At 72.7% G+C, this 22,675-nt stretch carries 23 protein-coding genes and 1 pseudogene; 12 read left to right on the plus strand and 12 right to left on the minus strand.

The features are described 5' to 3' along the window. Window positions 1-44 precede the first annotated feature (44 nt). Window positions 45-407, minus strand: coding sequence for a hypothetical protein (locus tag F8279_RS12130; protein ID WP_043325166.1), 363 nt, complete (start codon window positions 405-407; stop codon window positions 45-47). 90 nt (window positions 408-497) lie between these two features. Between F8279_RS12130 and F8279_RS12135 the strand changes: the two genes are divergently transcribed. The 3 genes from F8279_RS12135 to F8279_RS12145 all read left to right on the plus strand — a co-directional run bounded on the left by F8279_RS12135 (window position 498) and on the right by F8279_RS12145 (window position 2,672). Beyond that, window positions 498-1,034 (plus strand): DUF664 domain-containing protein, encoded by a 537-nt coding sequence (locus tag F8279_RS12135; RefSeq protein WP_091423436.1) that lies wholly within the window; start codon window positions 498-500, stop codon window positions 1,032-1,034. Between the two features lie 82 nt (window positions 1,035-1,116). Further along, window positions 1,117-1,731 (plus strand): dihydrofolate reductase family protein, encoded by a 615-nt coding sequence (locus F8279_RS12140; RefSeq protein ID WP_091423438.1) that lies wholly within the window; start codon window positions 1,117-1,119, stop codon window positions 1,729-1,731. Window positions 1,732-1,778: 47 nt separating this feature from the next. Next, window positions 1,779-2,672 carry a hypothetical protein gene (locus F8279_RS12145; RefSeq protein ID WP_151499971.1) on the plus strand — a complete coding sequence of 298 codons (894 nt, stop codon included), beginning with the start codon at window positions 1,779-1,781 and terminating at the stop codon, window positions 2,670-2,672. A gap of 2 nt (window positions 2,673-2,674) precedes the next feature. Here F8279_RS12145 and F8279_RS12150 read toward each other — a convergent pair whose 3' ends face one another. From F8279_RS12150 to F8279_RS12175, 6 genes are read right to left on the minus strand one after another with little or no spacing between them, the layout of a single operon-like run. Continuing rightward, window positions 2,675-3,211 carry an SUKH-4 family immunity protein gene (locus F8279_RS12150; protein WP_151499972.1) on the minus strand — a complete coding sequence of 179 codons (537 nt, stop codon included), beginning with the start codon at window positions 3,209-3,211 and terminating at the stop codon, window positions 2,675-2,677. Then, a complete protein-coding gene (locus tag F8279_RS12155; protein ID WP_151499973.1) occupies window positions 3,208-3,753 on the minus strand; it encodes an SUKH-4 family immunity protein in 546 nt (181 codons plus the stop codon). The genes F8279_RS12150 and F8279_RS12155 overlap by 4 nt, the downstream gene beginning before the upstream one ends. Next, on the minus strand, window positions 3,750-4,277 hold the full coding sequence (locus F8279_RS12160) for an endonuclease (RefSeq protein ID WP_091423446.1): 528 nt from the start codon (window positions 4,275-4,277) through the stop codon (window positions 3,750-3,752). Before F8279_RS12160 ends, F8279_RS12155 begins: the two co-directional genes overlap by 4 nt. After that, on the minus strand, window positions 4,270-4,764 hold the full coding sequence (locus F8279_RS12165) for a hypothetical protein (protein WP_091423448.1): 495 nt from the start codon (window positions 4,762-4,764) through the stop codon (window positions 4,270-4,272). The genes F8279_RS12160 and F8279_RS12165 overlap by 8 nt, the downstream gene beginning before the upstream one ends. Before the next feature lie 3 nt (window positions 4,765-4,767). Continuing rightward, a complete protein-coding gene (locus F8279_RS12170) occupies window positions 4,768-5,097 on the minus strand; it encodes a hypothetical protein (RefSeq protein ID WP_151499974.1) in 330 nt (109 codons plus the stop codon). Further along, window positions 5,094-5,507: a YbaB/EbfC family nucleoid-associated protein gene (locus F8279_RS12175; RefSeq protein ID WP_091423451.1), complete on the minus strand. Its 414-nt coding sequence runs from the start codon at window positions 5,505-5,507 to the stop codon at window positions 5,094-5,096. The genes F8279_RS12170 and F8279_RS12175 overlap by 4 nt, the downstream gene beginning before the upstream one ends. A gap of 156 nt (window positions 5,508-5,663) precedes the next feature. Here F8279_RS12175 and F8279_RS12180 point away from each other — a divergent pair, with 156 nt between their 5' ends. The 5 genes from F8279_RS12180 to surE all read left to right on the plus strand — a co-directional run bounded on the left by F8279_RS12180 (window position 5,664) and on the right by surE (window position 9,385). After that, entirely contained in the window at window positions 5,664-6,608 is a 945-nt protein-coding gene (locus tag F8279_RS12180) for an FAD-dependent oxidoreductase (RefSeq protein ID WP_151499975.1), read from the plus strand. Between the two features lie 63 nt (window positions 6,609-6,671). Continuing rightward, the gene (locus tag F8279_RS12185; RefSeq protein WP_151499976.1) at window positions 6,672-7,214 is read left to right on the plus strand and encodes a hypothetical protein; all 543 of its coding nucleotides are present in this window, start codon (window positions 6,672-6,674) and stop codon (window positions 7,212-7,214) included. Window positions 7,215-7,368: 154 nt separating this feature from the next. Further along, entirely contained in the window at window positions 7,369-7,581 is a 213-nt protein-coding gene (locus F8279_RS12190; RefSeq protein ID WP_091423456.1) for a hypothetical protein, read from the plus strand. A 42-nt stretch (window positions 7,582-7,623) separates the two neighbouring features. Beyond that, the gene (locus tag F8279_RS12195; protein WP_225853242.1) at window positions 7,624-8,565 is read left to right on the plus strand and encodes a 1-phosphofructokinase family hexose kinase; all 942 of its coding nucleotides are present in this window, start codon (window positions 7,624-7,626) and stop codon (window positions 8,563-8,565) included. Beyond that, window positions 8,555-9,385 (plus strand): 5'/3'-nucleotidase SurE, encoded by an 831-nt coding sequence (gene surE, locus F8279_RS12200; RefSeq protein WP_091423458.1) that lies wholly within the window; start codon window positions 8,555-8,557, stop codon window positions 9,383-9,385. The genes F8279_RS12195 and surE overlap by 11 nt, the downstream gene beginning before the upstream one ends. Window positions 9,386-9,437: 52 nt before the next feature. Here the strand turns inward: surE and F8279_RS12205 are convergent, their stop codons facing one another. Together F8279_RS12205 and F8279_RS12210 are read right to left on the minus strand one after the other, a co-directional pair. Beyond that, window positions 9,438-9,665, minus strand: coding sequence for a hypothetical protein (locus F8279_RS12205; RefSeq protein ID WP_091423461.1), 228 nt, complete (start codon window positions 9,663-9,665; stop codon window positions 9,438-9,440). Window positions 9,666-9,738: 73 nt separating this feature from the next. Further along, window positions 9,739-10,560 carry an alpha/beta fold hydrolase gene (locus F8279_RS12210; RefSeq protein WP_151499977.1) on the minus strand — a complete coding sequence of 274 codons (822 nt, stop codon included), beginning with the start codon at window positions 10,558-10,560 and terminating at the stop codon, window positions 9,739-9,741. Between the two features lie 96 nt (window positions 10,561-10,656). Here F8279_RS12210 and F8279_RS12215 point away from each other — a divergent pair, with 96 nt between their 5' ends. Then, on the plus strand, window positions 10,657-11,691 hold the full coding sequence (locus tag F8279_RS12215) for a sigma-70 family RNA polymerase sigma factor (protein WP_091423466.1): 1,035 nt from the start codon (window positions 10,657-10,659) through the stop codon (window positions 11,689-11,691). A 30-nt stretch (window positions 11,692-11,721) separates the two neighbouring features. Here the strand turns inward: F8279_RS12215 and F8279_RS12220 are convergent. Next, window positions 11,722-11,955: pseudogene (locus tag F8279_RS12220) on the minus strand (hypothetical protein); the annotation flags it as partial. A 242-nt stretch (window positions 11,956-12,197) separates the two neighbouring features. On the opposite strand from F8279_RS12220, the gene F8279_RS12225 reads away from it, so the two are divergent. Then, window positions 12,198-12,689 (plus strand): winged helix-turn-helix domain-containing protein, encoded by a 492-nt coding sequence (locus F8279_RS12225; RefSeq protein ID WP_091423469.1) that lies wholly within the window; start codon window positions 12,198-12,200, stop codon window positions 12,687-12,689. A 172-nt stretch (window positions 12,690-12,861) separates the two neighbouring features. Here F8279_RS12225 and F8279_RS12230 read toward each other — a convergent pair whose 3' ends face one another. Next, entirely contained in the window at window positions 12,862-17,259 is a 4,398-nt protein-coding gene (locus F8279_RS12230) for a S8 family serine peptidase (protein WP_151499978.1), read from the minus strand. A 259-nt stretch (window positions 17,260-17,518) separates the two neighbouring features. Between F8279_RS12230 and F8279_RS12235 the strand changes: the two genes are divergently transcribed. Beyond that, window positions 17,519-18,070, plus strand: a complete 552-nt coding sequence (locus F8279_RS12235) for a winged helix-turn-helix domain-containing protein (RefSeq protein WP_091423474.1) — start codon at window positions 17,519-17,521, stop codon at window positions 18,068-18,070. A gap of 257 nt (window positions 18,071-18,327) precedes the next feature. Continuing rightward, on the plus strand, window positions 18,328-21,558 hold the full coding sequence (locus F8279_RS12240) for an Ig-like domain-containing protein (RefSeq protein ID WP_151499979.1): 3,231 nt from the start codon (window positions 18,328-18,330) through the stop codon (window positions 21,556-21,558). 61 nt (window positions 21,559-21,619) lie between these two features. On the opposite strand, the gene F8279_RS12245 is transcribed toward F8279_RS12240, so the two are convergent. Continuing rightward, window positions 21,620-22,675 (minus strand): zinc-dependent alcohol dehydrogenase family protein (locus tag F8279_RS12245; RefSeq protein ID WP_368668811.1); only part of this gene is annotated, 1,056 nt, incomplete at its 5' end.

Genomic DNA, 22,675 nt, shown 5'->3' on the forward strand with positions numbered 1-22,675 from the left:
CGGACCGCGGCGCCGGGCGGGTACGACCGCCCGCCCGGCGCCGGTCAGGCCGGCCGATTCTCCGCCCGGAACTCGTGGACCACCTCGATCGGCCCGACGATGTGCCGGTTGAACTCGTCGAGCTCCTCGGCCGGCACCCACAGCTCCAGGATGTCCCGGCCACCCACCTGCCGGACCGGGTAGCGGGCGGCGAACGCGCGCTCGACGTGGAAGCGCGTCACGTAGCCGGCGCCGGACGCCGGCACGTTCCAGTCCCGGGCGATCATGACGGCGTACTGCTCGTTGAGCACCGGATAGAAGATCGGCTGGTCCGGCAGCCGCGGCGGCCAGGCCCGCCAGCCGGAGGCGCGGACGAGGTCGAGTTCCCGTGGGCCGGTCGGGCGCCACAGCGTCGTCGTCTCCGTCATCACGTACCCCTCTCGCGTCCCGTCCCGGGCACCGTACCGGCGGACCGTCGCCGCCCCCCACGGATTTCGCCGGCTGCCTATGCTTCGGCGATGGACGACGCGACCACCGAGACCGAGGCCGAGGCGCTGCTGGCCGTCCTGGAACGCAACCGGCGAACCTTCGCCTGGAAGACCGACGGGCTCGACGAGGCGGGCCTGCGCGCCGTCACCGCCGCCAGCACCATGACGCTCGGTGGCCTGATCGCGCACATGGCCCTGGTCGAGACGGACTGGCTGGCCGTGAAGGTGGCCGGTCAGGGGTACGGACCGCCGTGGGAGGGCATCGACTTCGACGCCGAACCCGACTGGGAGTGGCGTTTCGGCGCGCAGGCCGCGCCGGACGACGTGTACGCGCTGTGGCGAGCCGCGGTGCAGCGGTCGCGCGGGCTGATGGATGCCGTCGTCGCCGAACGTGGACTGGCTGGGCCGTCGTCGTTTACCTGGCCCGACGGGCGTTCCCCCACCGTCCGCAAGATGCTCCTCGACGTGATCGAGGAGTACGCCCGGCACACCGGGCACGCGGACCTGCTCCGCGAGGCGGTCGACGGGCGGGTGGGCGAGGGCGCTCCGCCGGATTTCACGTTCTGACGCCGGTGACGTCGTCGCGGGTCGATGAGTTTGACACGGTGCGGCGGTCAACCCGTCGAACCCACTGACAAGGAGCACCGCGATGGCCAAAGTCATCTCCACGCTGTTCATCTCGGCCGACGGTGTCGCCGAGATCGACCCCGACTGGCACTTCCCGTACTTCGACGACAACATGGGCCGCGCCGTCACCGAGGACTACGACACCTCCGACGTGCTGCTGATCGGCCGGGAGACGTACGACAGCTTCGCCGGGGCCTGGCCCGACCGGGAGGCCGCCGGTGGCGAGGACGCCGGATTCGCCAAGCAGCTCGGCGACATGCGCAAGGTGGTCGTGTCGCGCCAGCCGCTGGAGTTCTCCTGGCGCAACTCCGAGCTGATCCAGGGCGACCTGACCGACGCCGTGCGCGCGCTCAAGGCGGACAGCGGCATCAAGGGCATCCTCATCCCCGGGTCGATCTCGGTGGTGCAGCAGCTGCTCGCCGCGGGTCTGGTGGACGAGCTGCGGCTGCTCGTGCACCCGGTCGCCGCCCGCAAGGGCCGCCGGCTGTTCGACGAGGGCGACGCGCCGTACCACCTGCGGGTGGCCGCGACCGAGGCGTACCCGACGGGCGTGATCCGGGTGATCTACACCCCCGCGCCGGCGCCGGGCGCTGTCGGCTACGACGACGTCAAGGATCAGGTGCCGGCCGGAAGCTGACGATCACGGGGCGGCGACGGGCCGGTGTGTCGTGAAAGGATCCGCCGGTGCGTCGCGCTCCGCTGCTGCTGATCCTCGCGGCGGTGTCCGCCGTCGCCCACGTCGTCGGCGTCCTGGTGGCCGCACCGCTCTGGCGCGGCGCCGAGGTGCTGAGCCTGGCGCTGCTGCTCGGCTACGCCGTCGCCGCCGGACTGCCGGTCCCGCGCTGGGCGGTGCCGGCGGCGCTCGTACCGCTGCTCGTGGACGCGGTCCGCACCATGCCGGCCGAGCCGGGCGCCGGGGACTTCGGCTGGACGGTGTACGGCAGCGGCGACAGCGGCTTCGACGTCACGGCCGGCTTCGACGCGGCGTTCGCCGGGAGCTGGGCGGCGCTGGTCGCGGTGGCGGTGCTGCTGGTCGCGTTCCGGGGGCGTGGACGGCGCCGGCACCTGATCGCCGCGACGGTCGCCGCCACGCCCGTCGTCGGGTATACGGCCGTCCGGGTCGCCGACGTCGGCGCCGCTGTGGCCGCCAGCACCCGGGTCGTGGAGGTCCGCTCCGAGACCACGCTGACCCGGGTGGGCGGCCCGGGGTACGACCGGGCCGAGGTCGTGCCCGCGCTCGTCCTCGCGGTGCTGCCGCCGCTGGCGCTCGCACTCGCCGCGCTGGTGCTCGCCGTGCTGCTGGCCGGGCGGGGCCGGCGGCTCGCCGCGACCGGCGCGGCACTGCTGGCGGTGCTCGCGTTGCCCCTGCTCGACGCGGCGCTGGCCGCGGTGCCGCATCCGTTGGAGGCCGACGGCACCGCCCTGTTCGCCTGGTACGCCATCACACCCACCGCGGCGATGCCACAGCCGGTGGCGGCGCTGACGGCGGCGGTGGAGCTGGCCGCGTACCTGCTGCTCGTCGCTGGCCTGACCGGTTCGCACCGCGCGGCGGTGCCCGCCCCGGCGGCGGCCGGTTGACGTCAGGCGGTCGACTCCAGCTCGTCGAAGGCCATGTTCCACCACGACTCCGGATCCGCGAACGCGGCCGGATCGACCGGGCGCAGGTCGTCGCGGATCGCCGCGGCGCGCGCGGCCCGCTCCCGCCCGCCCGGGTCGGTGGCGATGAGCTGCCCGAGCCGGTAGAGGAACTCCACGAACGCGGCGAACGTGCTGTTCACCGTCTCCAGGTTCGGTGTCTCCAGGTCCAGCAGGATCACCGCGCCGGTGCCGGCGTCCAGGCAGAACAGCAGTGCCGGGTCCTCCGGGGAGGCGCCGAGCACGACGTACGGGCGGGGACCCTGGTCGCCCAGCTCGATCGACAGCGTGGAGAACAGCTCGACGTCGGGGACCGAGACGTCGACAGTGAACAGGATCGGCACCTCGACCGGCAGCGCCCCGTCGGGCGGGAAGAACTCCGGCCCGAGCGGCCCGAGGATCGCGTCGAAACGCTGGTCGGGGAAGTAGATGACGCCCCGCTCACCCCAGAGTGCGGTGAGCTGCTCCCGGGTGACGGTCACGGCTGCGCCTCGTCCTCGTCCACGTCGTCCGACTCGTCGAGCAGACCCTGCCGGTCGAGGAACGCGTACCACCCGTCGTCGTCGGTGACCAGCTCGGCGTAGCCGGGGCCGAGCACGTAGTAGTGCACGAACGAGTCGAGGTCGGGCGCCAGCTCCTCGAACGCGTCGCCCATGAACCACTCGGTGCCGGTCGGCGGGAAGTACCAGACCGCGCCGGTCGCCCGCTCCAGGAAGATCGGCTCGTCGCTGCGGGTGCCGACGACCAGCCAGCCGGTCTTGTCCTGCGGGATCGGGGAGAAGTCGGGCGCGTAGTCGAGGAAGTACTGCACGCCCGCCAGCCGGCCTGCCGAGGCCAGCTCGAACGCGCCGGCCCGCAGGCCGTCGGCGGCGAGCAGCAGGTCGCGCAGGCCCGCCGGCAGCTCCGCCGGCACGTCACCGTCGTCGGCCGGGTCGCCGATCTGCGCGTACGCGAGACTGGCCGGCTCGTCGGCGGCCAGGTCGGCGCGGAGTTCGGCGAGAAGCTGCGCGAGATCGGAAGTCAATCCACTACCTCTATTCGGATCGGGGTTCCGTCCGGCAGATTCTGGATCTGGCCCCAGATCTGGGAGCCGATGTCCGTGTTGGTTCTACCATGCAGCAGCTTGAGGTTGTCGACGGTGTCCGGCCCGCCGAGCTGCAGTTCCCACACGTGGTCGGGATGGTAGTCGCTGAGCCGTTGACTGAGCCGGTTGGCGAGGTCCTTGTCGTGCGGCCAGTACTTGTCCCAGATCTTCTGCCGGATCCGGTCCTTGTACCCGTCGGTGATGCTCTTGTCGCGCTGCACCGGGTTGGTGGCCTTGTAGAGCTTGCCCTCGTCGCTGAGCTTCTTCAGCGCGGCCATCTTGCGCCGGAACTGGGCGGTGGCGTGGAAGTTCTTGCGCTCCACCCGCACGACCTTGGTGGGCAGGCTGTGGTTGGGCCCGGTGACCCGGACGATCGGCTTCTCCAGCTTCTCGACCGCCTTGCGGACGATCTTGCCGGCCGCCGGTTTCGCGGCGGCGCCCCGGCCGCGCTTCGGGCTAGGCATCGAGCAGTCTTCCGATGACCTGGTCGATCAGCGCGCCGACGATCTCCCGGGTGATGATCTGGAAGATCGGGATCTCGGCCAGCGAGGCGCCGAACGTGACCACGGCGGTGGCGATGGCCTGGGCGACCTCGAACGCGAGGATGGCGAGCTGCACGATCACCGCGATCTTCAGCGCCAGCACGATCGCCGCGCAGATGATCAGCCCGGCGCCGAGCAGCATGGCGGCGGGCATGCTGTCGTGCAGCACGAGCGGCCCGTTCTGCTCGCCGCCCCACCACTTCTGGAACGCCGCGATCGCCGGACCGACGTTCTGCGTCCAGACCTGTGCGGCCGCCGCGTCCACCTCACCGGCCGCCGACCCGATCCGGCCGCCGAACTCGAGCCACGCCTGGCCCATCTCGAAGAGCTTCTCCTCGTCGGCCTGCGGCCAGGTGTAGCCGATCCAGCCGAGCGCGGTGATCAGCTCACCGGGTAGTTGCAGTCCCACGGCTCACCCCAGCCCGCCGGCGAGCGAGCGCATGGTGCCCGCGCCGTCCTCGTCGACCCGCTCGTACGCGTCCGCCATCCCGGTGATGTCGACGCCCGCCGAGGTGAACTCGTCGGCCGCCATGCCGACGCAGTCGAAGATGTAGTTCGCCACCTCCGTGTAGGCGATGCCGATCAGCGAGCCGATGTCGTCGGCGCCCCACGGTTCGCCGTAGCCCTGCATCCGTGCCTCGAACGCCTCCAGCTCGCCGTTGAACCGCTTGGCGAGGTCGGTGACGCCGCGCCCGGCGGCCCGGATCAGCGGCGGGTGCACCTCGAAGCCGTCGCCGCTCATCGCTGCCCGCCGCGCGCCAGCCGCTCCTGCGCCTCGGTGAGCGCGTCGAGGAACGACCCGAGCCGGGGTACGGCGGTGTCCCGTACCTCCTGCAACTGCTCCCGCAACTGCGACGTGTCCGCGACCTGCGGCGCCGGGCCGGTCCGCAGCCCGTCGATCGCCGCGTTGACGGCGGTGACGATGTGCGCGGTCAGCTCCTCGGAGCCGAGCCGCATCAGCCGCGGCTCGACGTGCAGCGACTGGAGCTTGCCGTCGCGCCCCATCTCGGCGCGTACCTGCCCGTCGGCGGCCTCGCCCACCGCCGGCGTCTCCGCCTCTTCCGCCGGCGGCGGACCGACTGTCCGAAGTGCCGCCATCGTCGCGTCGAGCATGCGGGTGAAGTCGCCGCTCATCGAAGGATCCGCACTCATGAGCCCTCCCCAAGGCCAAACGCCACGAGCGTAACCGAGAGGGACAAAGCGATTCCGCCCCTGTGCTGCCCGACGGCGCCCGATCCGTCTTGGACACCGGGCAGGTGGGCAGCGACGATCGGCGGGACGACTGCGGTACGGACGAGGGAGCGGATCATGACGAAGGCGGACGTGGTGGTGGTCGGCGGCGGGGTGATCGGGATGACGACCGCGCTCACGCTCCAGCGGCGGGGCGCACACGTCACCGTGCTGACCGCCCACGACCCGGCCGACACGGTGTCGACAGTGGCCGCGGCCGTCTGGTACCCGAGCCACACCGAGGAGGATCCCCGGGTGCTGCGCTGGGCTCGGGACACCCACGCCGAGCTGCGCCGCCAGGCGGCCGACGGCGTGCCGGGGGTGGTCGACCGGGCCACCCGGATGTGGCTGCGCCACCGCTACGCCGGGCCGCCCTGGTGGGCCGACGCCTGCGGGGACCTGGTGGCCGAGCCGGCGGAGCCGCCGTACACCGCGCTGCTGCGGTTCACCGCCCCGTCGGTGGAGATGACCAGCTATCTCACCTGGCTGCGGAAGCGCCTGGAGGCGGGCGGCGGCCGGATCGTCAGACGCGCGCTGGGCGCGCTCGCCGAGGCGTACGAGGTCGCGCCGGTCGTGGTGAACGCGACCGGCCTGGCCGCCGGCCGCCTCGCCGCCGACCCGGCCGTGTACCCGGCGCGCGGGCACGTCCTGCTGGTGGCGAACCCCGGCCTGACCGTCTCGGTACGCGACGAGGACGACCCGGTCGGCATCACGTACGTGCACCCGCGCCGCCACGACGTGGTGCTCGGCGGCACCTACGAGGCCGGAGTGGGACACACCCGCCCCGACCAGGAGGAGTCGGCGGCGATCCGGCGCCGGTGCGTGGCGCTGGTGCCGCAGCTCGCGGACGCGCCGGTGCTGGGGGAGCGGATCGGGCTACGCCCGGCCCGGCACGGCGGCCCCCGGGTCGAGGTGGACGCGGCGGACCGGCGGCTGGTGCACGCGTACGGGCACGGCGGCGCGGGGGTGACGCTGTCCTGGGGCTGCGCCGCAGAGGTCGCCGATCTCGCCCTGAGTGTCTGACCGTCTCGGCGCAGGCAGGCCGGCGGCCCACCGCCGGAGCGCGCGGGCGGTAACCTCGGCCCGGTGTCCGCCCGCCGCGCCGCACTGTCCGCCCTCGTCGCCCTGATCGCCGTCCATATCGGCTGCACCCTGGTCGCGCTCGCGGCCTACCGCCACCGCATCGGCGTGGTGACCCACGACGGCGCCAGTTTCCCGGTGGAGCTGCTCGACGCCGTGGTGCCCCTCCGCGACCTGCTGCCCGCCGTGCTCTGGCTGCTGCCGGTCACGCTGCTCGTCACGTTCGCGGCCCTCGGCTCCTGGGCCGCCCGGCGGACCGTCCGTCCCGACGACGAGCGGCTGCCGAGGGCGGCGTGGACCGCCGGCATCGCCGCGGTGCTGCTCAACCCGCTCGCGGCCGTGCGCTACGCGTCCGCCACCGCGAACGGCGGCGAGTACATGCGTACGGTGCAGGTGGAGACCACCCTCCTGGTGCTGGCCGCCGCCGTGGCCACCACGATGAGCGCGCTCGCCGTCGCCGGGTTCGTGCGGCGCTCTCACACGGCGAGCCCGGCGTCGCGGCGGATGCGGGTGGACGACTGGTCCGCGGGCACGGCGGGACGGGAGTGACCTGCCGCTCAGGCGCGCGGGCTGGCGGCTGACTGACCAGGAGCAGCGCGGCGTGGACCGGTCAGGAATCGAGAAGCATCGCGCGGGCGGGCGGACCTAGCGTTTCCGGCACGGCCACCCGCCGGGGCGGCCACCGGGGAAAGGTCGCCGACCCATGGACGCACGCATCCGTCAGCTGCACCGCTGGTTCTCCGTCGCCTTCACCGTGACCGTCGTGGTCACGTTCGTGGCGCTGGCCCAGAAGGACCCGATCGTGTGGGTCTCCTACGTGCCGCTGCTCCCGCTCGCCCTGCTCCTGATCAGTGGCCTCTACCTGTTCGCGCTGCCGTACCTGCGGCGTCGCCGCGCCGCCGCACGCCCGCGCTGACCTGGGGGATTACCGGGGCCGGTCAGCGGGCAACACTGGCGGATGGACCAGAAGGTGATGGTGTTCGCCCCGGCCCCGCTGCTGACAGTGACCATCGAGCAGCAGGGGGAGGCGACCGAGCTGCATCTGCACCCGGGCGGGCAGGGGGTGTGGCAGACCCGGATGATCGCTGCGCTCGGTGTGCCGGTGACCATGTGCGTGGGCCTCGGCGGCGAGGTCGGCGACGCGGTCCGCAAGCTGCTCGACGACGAGGACGTCACGGTACGGGTGGTGCGGCGGGAGTCCGGCACCGGCTGGTACGTGCACGACCGGCGCGACGGTGAGCGGACCGAGATCGCCGAGCACCCGGGTGCGCCCATGGTGCGGCACGACATCGACGAGCTGTACACGGTGACGCTCACCGAAGGGCTGCGCGCGCCGGTCAGCGTGCTCAGCGGACCGGCCGACCCGCAGGTGGTGGATCCGGACATCTACCGCCGGCTCGCCGCCGACCTGAGCGCCAACGGCGGGACGGTGGTGGCCGACCTTTCCGGGCCGTACCTGGAAGCGGTGCTCGACGGCGGCGTGAGCGTGCTGAAGGTCAGCCACGAGGAACTGCTCGACGACGGCCTGGCCAAGGACGACAGCGTCGAGGCGCTGCGTGACGCCGGCCGCCGCTGCCAGGAACGGGGCGCGCGGACGGTGCTGATCAGCCGGGCGGGGGAGCCGGCGCTGGCGCTGCCGGAGGACGGCGAGGCGCTGCTGGTCCACGCCCCGCCGCTGGAGCTGGCCGACCACCGGGGCGCCGGTGACTCGATGACCGCCGGGGTCGCCGCCGTGCTGGCCCGGGGCGGGGACATGCGGGAGGCGCTGCACGTCGGCGCCGCCGCCGGCGCGCTGAACGTGACCCGGCACGGGCTCGGCACCGGCCGGGCCGAGGCGGTACGCGAACTGGCCGGCCGGGTGCGGTTGACCCCGCTGGACGGTGGCGACGATGACGGCTGACCGGCCACCCCGGGTGCTGGTGACCAACGACGACGGCGTGCACGCCCCCGGCATCCGCGCGCTGGCCCGGGCCGCGTACGAGCGTGGGCTGGACGTGGTGGTCGCCGCGCCGGAGGCCGAGGCGAGCGGGATGAGCGCGGCGCTGTCCGCGGTGACCGAGGACGGGCGGCTGGTGTTCCGCGAGACCGAGCTGGACGGCCTGCCCGACGTGCCCGCGTACGCGGTGGCCGCCTCACCGGCGTACATCGCGGTGCTGGCCGGCCTCGGGGTGTTCGGGCCGGTACCGGACCTGCTGCTGTCCGGCATCAACCGGGGCGCGAACGCGGGCCACGCGGTCCTGCACTCCGGCACCGTCGGCGCGGCGCTGACCGCCGGCAACAACGGCATCCGCGCGCTCGCCGTGTCGCTCGACGTGCTCACCCCGGCGGCGGCGAGCGCCGGCAGCGGTGGCGCGGCGATCGCGGTGCTGGACAGCGTGGACGACGAGTCCCGCCACTGGTCGACCGCCGCCGAGCTGGCCGCGACGCTGCTGCCCTGGCTGGCCGCCGCGGATCCGGGCACCGTGCTCAACCTCAACGTGCCCGACCTGCCGGCCGATCAGGTGGCCGGTCTGCGCCAGGCGACGCTGGCCCCGTTCGGTCAGGTACAGGTGTCGGTCGCCGAGCGCGGTGAGGGCTTCGTGCGTACGGCGGTGGAGGAGAACGCGGTCCGCGCGGTCCCCGGCACCGACATCGCGTGGCTGGCCGAAGGGTACGCCGCGGTCACAGCGATCCGGGCGCTCGGGCACCTGCCCGACGTGGAGCTGCCGGTCGACGGCTGAGGACGGCTCCGCCCCGCCACCGTGACACGGGTGGCGGGGCGGAACCGGTCGTTCACTCGCCGGCGGCGCGGCGGCGGTCGGCCTCGGCGTCGGCGGCGCCCACCGGGGTGCCGTCGCTGTCCCGGTCGGCCCGGGACAGATCCACGTCGGCGCCGGCCCGGGCGGCGTCGGCAGCCGCGTCGTCAGCGCCGACGACCTCACCGCCGCCGGTCTGCCCGTCGTCCGGGACCAGCTGCCCGGCAGTGGCCAGCCCGATCGGTGCGTACCTGGGGTCGGTCATCTCGTCCTCCTCACCGGTGCTCCTGGTGAAGCGGTACCCCGGGACGGGATGCGGCAACCGCGCGGGGCCGGCGTCAGCGGTCGAGGAAGGCCAGGGTGACCGCGGCGAACAGCGGCGACTGGTCGATGTCGTAGTGGGTCAGGCCGGGCAGGATCGCCAGCGCGTGCCCGCCCGCGGGCCGGCCCTCGCCCGCCCAGCCGCCGTCGCGTCGCCCGCCGTCGAGCAGCCCGAACACCTCGACGAAGTGGCTCGGCGGGGCCATGTCGGCGTCGGCGGCGACGACGAGCGTCGGCACCCGCAGGGCGCGTACCTGCTCGGTGAAGTCGAAGTCCTTCCGCATCGCCTCGCCGATCTTGTCGAGCAGCCGGGGGAAGTCCTCCGGGCGGGGCGCGACCCGCTGGTACAGCTCGTACATCGGGGTGTCCTTCATGTACTCGGCGGCCGCGGCGTTGACCTGGCCCTGCTGCGCCAGCAGCTCCGGGTAGACGGCGTCGCGGCGGATGTGCGCGGACGCCGCGACCAGCCGCCCGACCTTTTCCGGGTGCCGGAACCCGGTGTGCAGGGCGACGCCGCCGCCGAGGGAGAAGCCGACCACGTCCGGCCGGTCCAGGCCGAGGTGGTCGATCAGCGCGGCGACGTCGTCGGCCATCAGCGCCATGTCGAGCGGCCGGTCCACGTCGGCGGTGCGGCCGTGGCCCTGGAGGTCCACCAGGATCACCTGGTGCTTAGCGGTCAGCGCGGGCAGGATCGGCGCGAACATCTCGCCGGAGCAGAGCCCGCCGTGCAGCAGGATCATCGGCCGGCCCTCGCCGTGCGTCTCGTGGTAGAGGTGAACGCCGTTTACGTCGGCGTACCGCCCCGGGGCGTGGGTCTCGTCGCGCTGCGCTGTGGTCATCGGTGCTCCTCGGACGTGGTGACCTGACGACTGTCGGACCGGGCGGGCGGGGCGTACTCATCGGCACGGGCTCGAACGTGCTCGCGTCGACGCAGCATGTGGGCTAGTTTCAGCCAGGTGAGCGAGGTGGCGAGCGTCCCCGTCGAGGCGCAACTCGAGGCGTACCGGTCGGAGCTGACCGGTTACTGCTACCGGATGCTGGGTTCGGCCTTCGAGGCCGAGGACGCGGTGCAGGACACGTTCGTCCGGGCCTGGCGCAACTTCGACAAGTTCGAGGGGCGGTCCGCGCTGCGGACCTGGCTCTACCGCATCGCCACGAACGTCTGCCTCACCATGTCCACCAGCGCGCAGCGCCGGGTCCGGCCGATGGACCTCGGCCCGGCGGGCATCGGCACCGCCACCCATCCCGGCGAGCCGCGCCCGGAGCAGATCTGGCTCGGCCCGGCGCCCGACGGCCGGGTGCTGCCCGAGGTCGCCGACCCGGCCGAGGTCGTCGCCGGCCGGGAGTCGGTCCGGCTGGCGTTCGTCGCGGCGTTGCAGCACCTGCCGCCGAAGCAGCGGGCCGTGCTGATCCTGCGCGAGGTGCTGGCCTGGTCGGCCCAGGAGGTCGCCGACCTGCTCGACACGTCGGTGGCGAGCGTCAACAGCGCGCTGCAACGGGCGCGCGCCACGATCGCCTCGGCCGACACCGGGGCCGACGTGCGCCGGCCGCTGGACACCGAGCAGCAGGCGCTGCTCGCCCGCTACGTGCGCGCCTTCGAGGCGTACGACCTGGCGGCGCTCACCGCGCTGCTGCACGAGGACGCGACGCTGTCGATGCCGCCGCTGCCGCTGTGGCTGCGCGGTCCCGAGCACATCGCCGCGTGGATGGCCGGCACCGGTAGCGGCTGCCGCGGCTCCCGCCTGGTGCCGACCGCCGCCAACGGGATGCCGGCGTTCGGGCACTACCGGCGCGACCCCGACGGCTCAGGCCACGTGCCCTGGGCGCTGATCGTGATCGGCGTCTCCGGCGGCCGGATCACGTCGCTCAACAACTTCCTCGACGTAGACCGCCTGTTCCCGCTGTTCGGGCTGCCCGCCCGGCTGGAGGAGGGCGCCGGCCAGCCCGAGCAGGCCCGCGAGCTCGCGTAGCTCGTCGCCCGCGCCGCGTACCTCCAGCCGCCAGCCGAACCGCCGGGCGGTCAGGCGCATCCGGGCCAGCACCTCGACCGTGACGAGGTCGGGCGCGGTCACCGCGGACACGTCGCACACCACCACGCCCCGGTCGCGGCCGCGCAGCGCCTCGGCCAGTTCGGCGCAGCGGGCCGCGATGTCCGCGCGGGTCGGCGTCCCGTCGCCCAGGCAGAGCATGTGGGTGATCACACGCATTGGACCGCCGTACGTCCCGGCTCTCATCGGTACGCGCGATGCCCGCGCAATTTGCCTCGAACACCTTGTTGCAGGCCGTTACATCGACGTTAACTGCTATACCAATCATCGGTGCTCGGCTATATGATCCCGGTAGTTCACCCCGAAGCCTCACGAAATCGCAGCTCCCGCACCCCTCGGGTCGAACTCCGCAAGCCAGGCGCCTCCGCATCGTCGTGCCTGGCGACCGCCCGGCGTTGTGGTTCGGCCTGCCGGAAAGGTGGGAACGGATGACAGGGCTCCCGTCCTTGGTCATCGGCATCGCGTCCTCGTCGGCCGAACGCCGGCAGCTCGCCCAACTGCTCGGCGGCACCGAGTCGTTCCTGATCGTGTCCAGCGCCCATCAGGCCCGCCGCTTCCTCGACCTGGTACGCCGGCCGGCACTCGCCCCGGCGCCGCATCCGCCCGTGGCCGACGAGGCGCCGGCCGAGCCGCCCGGGCGGGGGCTGGCCGTCGACTCCGACCGGCGGGTGCTGCGCTGGCGGGAGCGGGAGATCGGGTTGACGCCGCTGGAGCACGACCTGCTCGTCTGTCTCACCGGTACGCCCGGCCAGGTGTGGACGTACGCCCGGCTGCACCGCGCCGTATGGGGCAACGACCACCTTGGGCGGGGCTCGGACATGCACTCCGTGGTACGCCGCCTCCGCCGCAAGCTGGGTCGCCTGGACGCCCCCGCCACCATCCACGCGGTGAGAGGCGTAGGTTTCCGCCTCACCCCCTGACGCGCCCGCTCTCCCCGTCGATCTTGCACTTGCGGCCCTCAGGGTGGGGCATTTATGTGCCTTGTCCGGGCAGTAAGTGCAAGATCAGCGGGAGCGGGAGCGGGGGCCGAGAACGTGGGGCGGCCCGCCCGGTGCGCTTGCGCCGGGCGGGCCGTCCTCGTCGGGTGCCGGGTCAGCAGCGGGTGGGGGAGAGGGTGAAGTCCTCAACGGTGGGCGTGCTGCTGTTGATCTTCGTCTGGCGCGTCTGGGGCTTCCAGCCGTCCTTGGCGACGATCAGCGTCAGCGGGTTGTTGCGCCGGTCCATCCAGTAGGCGTACCGGCCCTGGGCGTCGGTGGTGAAGGTGTACGAGCTCGCCCAGGAGTCGACCTGCACGGTCACGCCCGCCAGTGGCGCGGTGGCGCCCTGGCAGCTCTTGCCGGAGACCGTGCCGGACAGCTTGCCCCAGGTGGTCGGCGGCTGCGCGATCATGGTCACCGCCACCGGCTCCACCGTGTACGGCGTGTTCTCCTTGATCACCACGGACGCGGAGTACGTGCCGGGCTGGTCGACGTTCGCGGTCATGCCGACCGTGACGGTGACCTTCTCACCCGGCGCCAGCGTGACCTTCGACTTGTCGACGGTCAGCCAGCTCACGTCCGCCGCGCCCTCGGCGCACTCGCCGAAGCCGGGCAGGACCTCGCTGTCCTTGGTGGCCGTGAAGCCGCCCGACGAACCGCCGACCTTGTAGAACCCGCAGGCCGCGCCGCCCCGGTAGCGGGGGGCGTTGGCGTTGGGCAGGTTGGCCCACGAGTTGGTCGCCGGGTCGAAGGCGAAGCCGGCGTTGGTGATGGCGCCCCCCTGCGACCCGCCGACGACCAGGAGCTTGCCGTTCGCCACCGCGTACGAGGCGGCCCAGCTGTCGGCCGGCGCGTCCGGGATGGCGGTCCAGGCTCCTGCGCCCGGGTCGAAGGCGTAACCGACCTTCTGCGACGTGGTTCCGTCGTTGCCGCCGGTGCAGTAGACGGTCCCGTCGATCCCGCCGCAGGACAGGAACGCCACCGACTTCGGGTACGCCGGCAGCGTCTCCCAGGCGTCGGTGCCCGGGTCGTACCGGACCACCGAGTTGGCCATCGGCGTGCAGCTCGCCGTGGTGCAGCCGCCGATCGCGTACAGCTTGCCGTCCGCGACCGCCTGGCCGGCCGCCGCGCGCGGCACCGGGTTGTCGGCCTTGCGGGTCCAGGTGTTCGCCGCCGGGTCGTACGAGAAGGTGGCGGCGTCCGGACCGGCGGCACCCCAGCCGCCGGTGGCGATGATCTTGCCGTCGATCACGCCGACCGTCATGGCGTTACGCGCGCCGGGCAGGTCGGCGATCCCGGTCCACGTCTGGGCGATCGGGTCGTACTTGTAGTTCTTGGCGCTCGACGCGGTGCCGTCGCCACCGGCGATGGAGTAGACGGTGCCGTCGACGTTGACGACCCGGTTGTCCATCACGTTCGCCGGGTAGCCCGGGATGGTGGTCCAGGGGTCCGCCTGGGGTGCGGCGGCGGTGATCGCGTTCGACGACTTGCCGGACGAGCGCGCCGCGAACGACGTGGCGGCGGTCAGCCGCTGGACCGGCGCGCCGGTGGAGCCGAGCAGCGCCTGCTCGGACAACTGGGTGCCGTCGGCCCGTTGCAGCACGAAGCCGCCGTCGCGCTCACTGAACTCGGCGGTGACCGGGGCCCCGCCGGTGTTGGTCACGGTGAAGGTCTTGCTGACCTTCCCGCTGGGCATCCGGACCGTGCCGGTGATCGAGGTCGGCTTCACCGACAGCCGGCCGGCGGCGAGCTGGAAGTTGGCCGCTGTGGCCCAGTCCTCCTCGACCGCCACCTGCTTGGTCTGGCTCACGTAGTTGCCGGCGCTGGCGGTGAACGGGTGCGTCCCGGTCAGCGACGAGAACATCCAGTAGAAGCCGTCGGGCAGCTCGGTGTCGTCCGGCGTGGCGACGGTGGTGGCCTTCTCCGCCGGGCGGTCCTTGCTGGTCACCGTGGCGCCGTTGACGTAGCCGTTGTCGTTCTTGTCACGGACGTGGCCGAGGACCAGGCCGCCCTTGACCGGCTTGCAGACGAGCTTGCTGCCGATGAGCACGTTGTCGACCTGCCACCACCATTCCCAGCTCGCCTCGTAGTAGTGGAAGCGCACCCGCACCTGCGACTGGTCGGCCGCCTGCGGGATCGGCACCTCGGTCACCCGCGGGCCGCGTACGTCGGCGGCCTGCCGGAGCACGTTGCTCCACGTGGTGCCGCCGTCCAGGCTCAGGTCGACGTCCGCGCGGTCGCTGTTGAGCCAGTTGTAGTCCTGGTTGAACCGGATCACCGGCGTGGTCACGCCGGTCAGGTCGACCACCGGGCTGACCAGCGACGTGTCCTGCCGCCCGCCGCTGCCGTAGTTGTCGCTGTCGATGATGGCGAAGTTGCCGCTGCCGCCGGTCAGGTTGCCGCGCTCACCGGCGTCGGTGAACTCCCAGACCTGACCGGTGCCGGCGTTGTCCACCACGGTCCAGCCGTCCGGGACGCCGGTGCCGTCGAACGTCTCGTACTCGCCGTCGGAGCTGACGGTGTAACCGGGGGCGGTGGTGCACGCCTCCGGGTTCGCCTGCACCGCGATGTTGGCGGTCACGTTGGCCGTGCCGACGGTGACCTCCTTGGTGGTGGTCAGGTAGCCGGCGTACTGCGGCTCGACCTTGAGCCGGTAGGTCGCCCCGGACGGCAGCGACAGGCTGTAGCGGCCGGTCGACGGCGTGGTGTAGTCGGAGATCGGCGTGCCCTCGACGCTCACCTTCGCGTACAGCGGCCAGCCGTGCCCGGAACCGTCGGTGACCTGCCCGCTGACCGTGACGCTCGCTACCGCGGTGAGCGCGACGTCGAGCGTGCTGGTCGTGTTCGCGGTGATCGTCGCCGACAGCGTGCGGGTCGCGTACCCGAACGCCGAGACGACCACCTGGTAGTCGCCGGCCGGCAGGAGCGAGGAGTACGTCCCGTCCGCGCCGGTGGTCAGCGTGCGGTCCGTCGGGCCGGTCAGCGTGACGGTCGCCCCGGCGATACCCGCGCCGGTGGCGGCGTCGGTGACCTTGCCGGCCAGGGTGCCGTTGTCCCCGATCGGGGCGGCGGCGAGCAGCGCGAGCGCGTCCAGGCGGCCCTCACCGTAGACGTTGTTGTCGTCGGTGGTGCCGCCGCACTGCGAGTCGCCCTTGTCGATCGCCGTGTCGTTGAGCAGCGCGCGGGTCGCCGTGACGTCGCCGACCAGTGTGGGCGCCGCCGACCAGAGCAGCGCGATCGCGCCGGCCAGGTGCGGTGCCGCCATCGAGGTGCCGCTGATGCTGGCGTACGAGTTGGTCGGCACGCTGGAGCGCACGTTCACACCCGGCGCCGAGATGTTCGGCTTGATCTCGCCGTTCTGCCCGGTGCCCCGGGACGAGAAGCTGGCGATGTTGTTGTTGACGTCGTACGCGCCGGCCGAGTAGTTGCTCGCCAGGCTGCCCGGTGAGCCGCTGGTCTGGCAGGACGGGCCGTTGTTGCCGTTGGACCAGACGCCGAAGATGCCGGACGCGGTCCAGGCGTCGGTGACGTCCTCCATGAACGGCTCGTTGGACGGCGCCGTGGTGCCCCACGAGTTGTTGATGATGTTGGGCCGCTTGCTGGCGTCCGGGTTCTGCCCGTTGAGGTCGGTGGGCTCCAGCATCCACTGCCCGGAGGAGATGAGCGCGGCGTCGGACGGGCAGCACCCGTTCGCGGCGATCCACTTGACCTCGGGGGCGACACCGATCTGGTTGGCCCCGTCGGCGCCGGCCATGGTGCCCATGGTGTGCGTGCCGTGGCCGTCGGAGTCGCACGGCGCGGTGGCGCACTCGCCGGCCGCGTCGAACCAGTTGTAGTCGTGGTCGAAGGTGCCGTCACCGTTGTTGCCGCGGTAGGCGTTCACCAGCGCCGGGTGGTTGAACTGGACGCCGCTGTCGATGCTCGCCACGGTGATCCCGGCGCCCTTGACGCCGTACTGGGACCAGACGTCGTCGGCGTTGATGTTGGCGATGCCCCACTCCAGGGCGTTCGCCGACTTCTCGTCGGTGCCCGGAGTGGTCTCCGGCAGCTTGTACTCCACCGGCGCGTACAGGCCGTCCACCTCGGAGTGGGCGGCGAAGTTCTGCGCCATGGTCAGCGAGCCGTCGGTGACCTTGATGGCGTTCGTCGCCCAGAAGGTCTGGTACTTCGTGCCCGAGCGGTCCAGCTCGGCGCGGATCTTCGACTGGCTGTCGGCGGCGGTCTTCTTCAGCGCCGCCGCGACGGCGGCGCCGCGCTCGTTCCAGTCCTTGATCGCGGTGGCCTTGCTCAGGTCCGCCTTGGCGGCGAAGTGGATCCAGAAGTCGCCCTCGCTCTTGCCCTGGAGCTGACGGGTCAGCTCGGGACGGATCTTGTCGCCGGTCGACGCGCCCGCGCCCGTCTCGGCCTGTGCCGCCGTGCCGGTAGCGGCCAGCGCGGTGGCGGCGAGCACCAGGGCGGCGCCCGCGCTCACCAGCCGCCGGGCCGGGCCCCATCTGTGTGGACGTCTCAGCATCGGTGCTGCCTCCTGTTCCGATGACCCGCGGATGATCGAGCCATGGCAGAAGGGCCAGGAGACATGCTCTCCCGACTGCTACACCGGTGTGAAAAGAACCCCCCAGGCCCCCTAGGCGCCGTGCGGGTCTGCGCCGGACGCCTGAGTGGACACTATGATCGACAGTAAGGAACGATCAATAACCGTACGTGAGCAACATGTCACCAACAGGCCCCCGGATCGGGCGGCCTGTTGACAGTTTTTGTCACGGTGGGGCGCGGTGACGACTGACGGCACGAACGCGGCGAACTCCGGCACCGACCCGCCGGAGCGCCCCTTCTCGCTCGTCATCGGGGTGACGTCGTCCCCGGCCGAGCGGCTGCGGCTGACCGAGCTGCTGGACGGCGTCGCACCCCTTCTGATGGTCGCCGATCTGGACGAGCTGCGCGAGTTGATCACGGAGGCGCCGGCCCCGGCCGACGCGCCGGCCCCGCCCGTACCCCGGGACAGGCCCGCGCCGGACGGCGCGCTGGTGATCGACGCGGCCCGGTCGACCGCCCGGTGGGGCAACCGCGAGACCGCCCTGACCCGGCTGGAGCGTGACCTGCTGACCTGCCTGACCGCCGAGCCGGTACGGGTGTGGAGCTACGCCGAACTGCACCACGCGGTCTGGCACGACGCGCCGACGCACGGCCGGGCCGACGTGCAGTCCCTGGTCAAGCGGTTGCGCCGCAAGCTCGACGAGCTGGGCACCGGCGTCACCATCGCGGCGGTACGCGGGGTCGGCCTGCGGCTCACCGACCACCGCCACCCCCGGGTGCGGGGCGACTGACCCGCCCCTGGGTCCGCTGTGGAACACCGCACGTCGCGGCCCGGGGCGGCGCGTACGGCCGGACGGTGACAGCCGGTGACCCGATCGGCGGAGCCGCGCTGCCGGTGTGGCCGGAATTGATGGCAACCGGTCGATTACCGGTGCGGCACGTATCGCGAGATGTCTTTGCCTCCTACGGTGGCGTCCGGCACGCGGACGGAGGGGACTCGGGAATTCACCCGAGGGGGCCGTCCCGGCGGACAGGGAGAGTTGTCTCGATGCGAGTTTGGCTTCGCGCGGTGGCGGTGCTCGCCGCCGGCGCGGTCGTGGTGGCGGGAGTGCCGGCGCTCGCCGCCACCGTCACCGTGCGGGACGCCGGCGTGGCCGGCCAGACCGGCGCACAGGCGACGGGAAGCAGCGCCGCGCTGGGCGCCGCGCGCACCACCGCGACCCGTGCGCTGGTCACCCCCGGGGACACCCGGCTGATGCCGACCACGCCCCGCACCGACACGCCGCGGATCAACAACGGCGAGATCACCGACATCGAGGTGATCGGCAACCGCGTCTTCATCGCCGGCACGTTCACCTCGATCGCGAACGTCGGCGGGTCCACGATCGCGCAGCGGTCCCTCGCCTCGTACAACCTGGACACCGGCAAGGTCGACACCGCGTTCAAGCCGACGATCGACGGCGCGGTCGCCGCGGTGGAGGCGTCGCCGGACGGCTCGTCGCTCTACATCGCCGGCTCGTTCAACACGATCAACGGCGTCACCAAGCGCAAGATCGCCCGGCTGAACCCGGCCACCGGCGCACCGGTCGCCGCGTTCACCGCCACCGCGAACGCGCGGGCCACCGCGCTCGCCGTGAGCACGAACGCGGTCTACGTCGGCGGCCAGTTCGCCACCGTGAACGGCGTCAGCCGCAGCGGCCTGGTCGCGCTCAACCCCACCACCGGTGCCGTCGACACCGGCTTCAACCTGCCGCTCACCGGCGGCATCGGCGTCGGCGGCATGCTCACCGTGCAGCAGCTCAAGCTCACCCACGACCGCAGCAAGCTGCTGGTCGTGCACACCGGCCGCCAGATCGCCGGCCAGGACCGCTACGGCGTCGCCCTCATCGGTACGGCGAGCAAGGCGCTGCTGCCCTGGCGTACCCGGCTGTGGGAGGACAACCTCTCCTTCGTCGGCGGCATCCAGCGGGTCTTCGCTGGAGACATCGCGCCCGACGACTCGTACTTCGTGGTCACCAGCGGCTCGGGCGGCGACCGCCCGCCGATCAACGACACCGCCATCGCGTACCCGCTGACCGGTAACGACCACGTCGAGCCGCTCTGGATCTCCCGGCACTTCGACAGCATCTACTCGGTGGCGATCACCGACACCGCCGTCTACGTCGGCGGCCACTTCAGCTGGCAGGAGTCGCCCACGTCGAACGTGCCGTGGCCCGGCCTGGACAACGTCGGCTACGGCACCGGCCAGGGACTCAGCGGCTACGGCCTCGGCGACCAGGTGGTCCGCCGTGACCACCTCGGTGCGCTGGACCCGCTCACCGGCACCGCGCTGGAGTGGAACCCCGGCTCCAACTCGTACGAGGGCGAGAAGGCGATGCTCGCCACCTCGCGCGGCCTGCTCGTCGGCGGTGACGGCAACGTCAAGGGCGGCAAGACCACCGGCCGGGTGGCCTTCTTCGACCTCTCCAAGGAGCCCGCGCCCGCGCCGCTCGACACCACTGTCACCACGCCGATCGAGGGTGCGGTGAAGTCGGCCGGCGAGTCGTTCACGATCAGCGGCCAGGCGCTCGCCCCGGCCGGCGTGGCCCGCGTCCAGCTGGAGATCCAGGACCGCAACAGCGGCAAGTACCTCCAGGCCGACCTGACCACCTGGGGCGCGTTCAAGGCGATCAACACGACTGTGGCCGCGCCGAACGCCACCTCCACCACGTGGAGCCTGCCGGTGACGCTGCCGGCCGGGGTCTACCAGTTGCAGGCCAAGACGTTCGACCGCAACGGGGCCGGCGACACCACCAAGGCGGTCAAGAAGATCGAGGCGTTCCGCTTCGACGACCTGCCGCCGACGACCCGGATCAGCTCGCCGTCGGCCGGCCTGCTCGCCACGCAGACGTTCGTGGCCTCCGGCACCGCCACCGACGACAAGGGCGTCAACTCGCTCATCTACTCGTTCCGCACGGCGGACAACCGGTACCTCCAGGACGACGGCACCGTCGCCGCGGTCTACAACACCTTCCGCGGTGAGCCGGACGTGATCGGCGCGACGTCCACCACCTGGCAGTACGAGGTCACGCTGCCCGTCGAGGGGCAGTGGAAGATGACCGCCACCGCCGTCGACACGACCGGGCAGAGCGACCTGCGCGGCGACACCCGCGACTGGACCGTCTCCGCCAACGGCGTACCGCCAACAGTGGCGATCACCTCCCCGGTGGCGATGACCCCGCCGGGCAACCCGGCGCCGTTCACCGTCGCGCCCGGCGGCACGATCACGTTCGCCGGTACGGCCAACGACGACGACGCCCTCAAGTCGGTCGAGATCTACCTGCGCAACAACACCACCCGCGAGGCGCTGGCCAGCGACGGCACGTGGGGCGCCGACTCGGTCGCCGGTTACCACCGGATCTCCCCGACCAACCTCGACGCCGCGACGTTCGACTGGTCGTTCACCACCGTGCCGCTCACCCCCGGCGTCTACGACTTCCGGGTACGGGCGACCGACAAGCTCGGCCTGACCACGTCCAGCAACAACATGGGCCGGCTCACCGTCACCGCCCAGGTACCCGGCGACGCCTTCCCGAACGGGCTGCTCAGCTTCACCGGCACCAACCAGGACATCGACCGGCTGCACCTGGACCTGACCGGCACCGCCACCGACGACAAGGGGGTCCGGGCGGTCCGGATCGCGCTGCGCGACCTCGACACCGGCCGGTACGTGCAGCCCAACGGCACCATGGCCGCCGCGTTCGCCACAGTCGACGCGACGCTCGCCGCGCCCGGCGCGACCAGCACCGCGTTCACGCTCTCGATCGACCTTCCCACCCGGGGCACGTACAGCGTCGAGGCGTGGGCCGTGGACACCGCGGGCCAGCAGGACAACTCGACGAACGGCGCGACCGCCCGCTACCTCGTCTACCCGGGTGACACCGACCCGACGCTGGAGCCGAGCATCACCCCGGTCGAGGGGCAGGCGTACACCGGAGGCCGGATCGTGATCACCGGCCGGGCGGTGGACGACGGCGGGATGCAGAAGGTCGAGGTGCAGATCGGCAACAGCGCCGGGCAGGGCATGAACTCCGCCGGCACGTTCGGCCGCGCGGGCGCGCCGAGCAGCTGGCCGTGGATCGCCACGTTCCTCACCAGCCCGGGCTCGCCGGGGTCGAACTTCGCGTACACGTCGCCGGTGATCCCGGCCGGCACGTACACGGTGACGGTCCGCGGCATGGACAACCGGGGGCAGTACCAGCAGCCGCCCCGTACCGTCACGGTGACCGTCACCGACTGATCGGGCAGGCTCGCGGGCCGGTCCGCGCCGGGTCTTCCGGCGGCGGGCCGGCCCGTGCCGTTCAGGGACGGATCAGGCACATCCCGGCGGTGGCCGGCCGGTCCATGGTGGCCAGCGCGTCCGGCGCGGCGGCCAGGTCGACGGTGCGGGTGACCAGCTCGGCCGGGCGCAGCACCCCGGCGGTGACCAGCCGCAGCATCTCCGGGTACGCGTGGGCCGGCATGCCGTGGCTGCCCCGCAGCTCCAGCTCGTACGCGATCACCAGGTCCATCGGCAGCGCCGGGCGGCCCTGCGCGGCCGGCAGCAGCCCGACCTGCACGTGCCGGCCGCGCCGGCGCAGGCCCTCGATCGACGCCACACAGGTGGCGTGACTGCCGAGCGCGTCCAGCGACAGGTGGGCGCCCCCGCCGGTGGCCTCCCGGATCGCGGCGGCCACCTCGCCGGGACCGCCCAGAGCGCTCGCGTCCACGCCGACCGCGGCGCCGCAGCGGCGGGCCAGCTCCAGCGCGCCGGGCGAGACGTCCACCGCCACCACCCGGGCCCCGCTCGCCGCCGCGATCATCACGGCGGACAGGCCGACCCCGCCGCAGCCGTGCACTGCGACCCATTCGCCGGCTGCCACCCGGCCCTGCGCGACCACGGCCCGGAACGCGGTGGCGAACCGGCAGCCGAGCGCCGCGGCTGCTGCCTCGTCCAGCTCGTCCGGGAGGCGCACCAGATTGACGTCGGCGTGCCGCACCGCGACCAGTTCGGCGAACGAACCCCACCCGGTGAAGCCCGGCTGGGTCTGCCGCTCGCAGACCTGCTGGTCGCCCGCGAGACACGACGGGCACCGCCCGCAGGCGCAGACGAACGGCGCGGTCACCCGGTCGCCGGGCCGCCAGCCGCGTACGTCCGCGCCCACTGCCACGACGACACCGGCGAACTCGTGCCCCGGCACGTGCGGCAGGCGGATGTCCGGGTCGTGGCCCTGCCAGCCGTGCCAGTCACTGCGGCACAGGCCGGTGGCGCCGACCCGGACGACCACCCCGTCCGGCGCCGGCGCCGGGTCGTCCACCTCCCGGACCTCCGGCCGCACCCCGAACCGTTCGAACACCACCGCACGCATGCCCCCGAT

The organism is Micromonospora sp. AMSO1212t, from assembly GCF_008868145.1.
GTDB classification, from domain to species: Bacteria; Actinomycetota; Actinomycetes; order Mycobacteriales; family Micromonosporaceae; genus Micromonospora; species Micromonospora tulbaghiae.

Excerpts from the sequence above, each read along its gene's own strand:
- surE (WP_091423458.1), top strand. The coding sequence starts at position 8,555 with ATGACGGCTGACCGGCCACCCCGGGTGCTGGTGACCAACGACGACGGC.
- F8279_RS12140 (WP_091423438.1), top strand. The coding sequence starts at position 1,117 with ATGGCCAAAGTCATCTCCACGCTGTTCATCTCGGCCGACGGTGTCGCC.
- F8279_RS12215 (WP_091423466.1), top strand. The coding sequence starts at position 10,657 with ATGTGGGCTAGTTTCAGCCAGGTGAGCGAGGTGGCGAGCGTCCCCGTC.
- F8279_RS12190 (WP_091423456.1), top strand. The coding sequence starts at position 7,369 with ATGGACGCACGCATCCGTCAGCTGCACCGCTGGTTCTCCGTCGCCTTC.
- F8279_RS12230 (WP_151499978.1), bottom strand. The coding sequence starts at position 17,259 with ATGCTGAGACGTCCACACAGATGGGGCCCGGCCCGGCGGCTGGTGAGC.
- F8279_RS12210 (WP_151499977.1), bottom strand. The coding sequence starts at position 10,560 with ATGACCACAGCGCAGCGCGACGAGACCCACGCCCCGGGGCGGTACGCC.
- F8279_RS12225 (WP_091423469.1), top strand. The coding sequence starts at position 12,198 with ATGACAGGGCTCCCGTCCTTGGTCATCGGCATCGCGTCCTCGTCGGCC.
- F8279_RS12240 (WP_151499979.1), top strand. The coding sequence starts at position 18,328 with ATGCGAGTTTGGCTTCGCGCGGTGGCGGTGCTCGCCGCCGGCGCGGTC.
- F8279_RS12175 (WP_091423451.1), bottom strand. The coding sequence starts at position 5,507 with ATGAGTGCGGATCCTTCGATGAGCGGCGACTTCACCCGCATGCTCGAC.
- F8279_RS12205 (WP_091423461.1), bottom strand. The coding sequence starts at position 9,665 with ATGACCGACCCCAGGTACGCACCGATCGGGCTGGCCACTGCCGGGCAG.
- F8279_RS12135 (WP_091423436.1), top strand. The coding sequence starts at position 498 with ATGGACGACGCGACCACCGAGACCGAGGCCGAGGCGCTGCTGGCCGTC.
- F8279_RS12195 (WP_225853242.1), top strand. The coding sequence starts at position 7,624 with ATGGACCAGAAGGTGATGGTGTTCGCCCCGGCCCCGCTGCTGACAGTG.
- F8279_RS12170 (WP_151499974.1), bottom strand. The coding sequence starts at position 5,097 with ATGAGCGGCGACGGCTTCGAGGTGCACCCGCCGCTGATCCGGGCCGCC.
- F8279_RS12180 (WP_151499975.1), top strand. The coding sequence starts at position 5,664 with ATGACGAAGGCGGACGTGGTGGTGGTCGGCGGCGGGGTGATCGGGATG.
- F8279_RS12160 (WP_091423446.1), bottom strand. The coding sequence starts at position 4,277 with ATGCCTAGCCCGAAGCGCGGCCGGGGCGCCGCCGCGAAACCGGCGGCC.
- F8279_RS12130 (WP_043325166.1), bottom strand. The coding sequence starts at position 407 with ATGACGGAGACGACGACGCTGTGGCGCCCGACCGGCCCACGGGAACTC.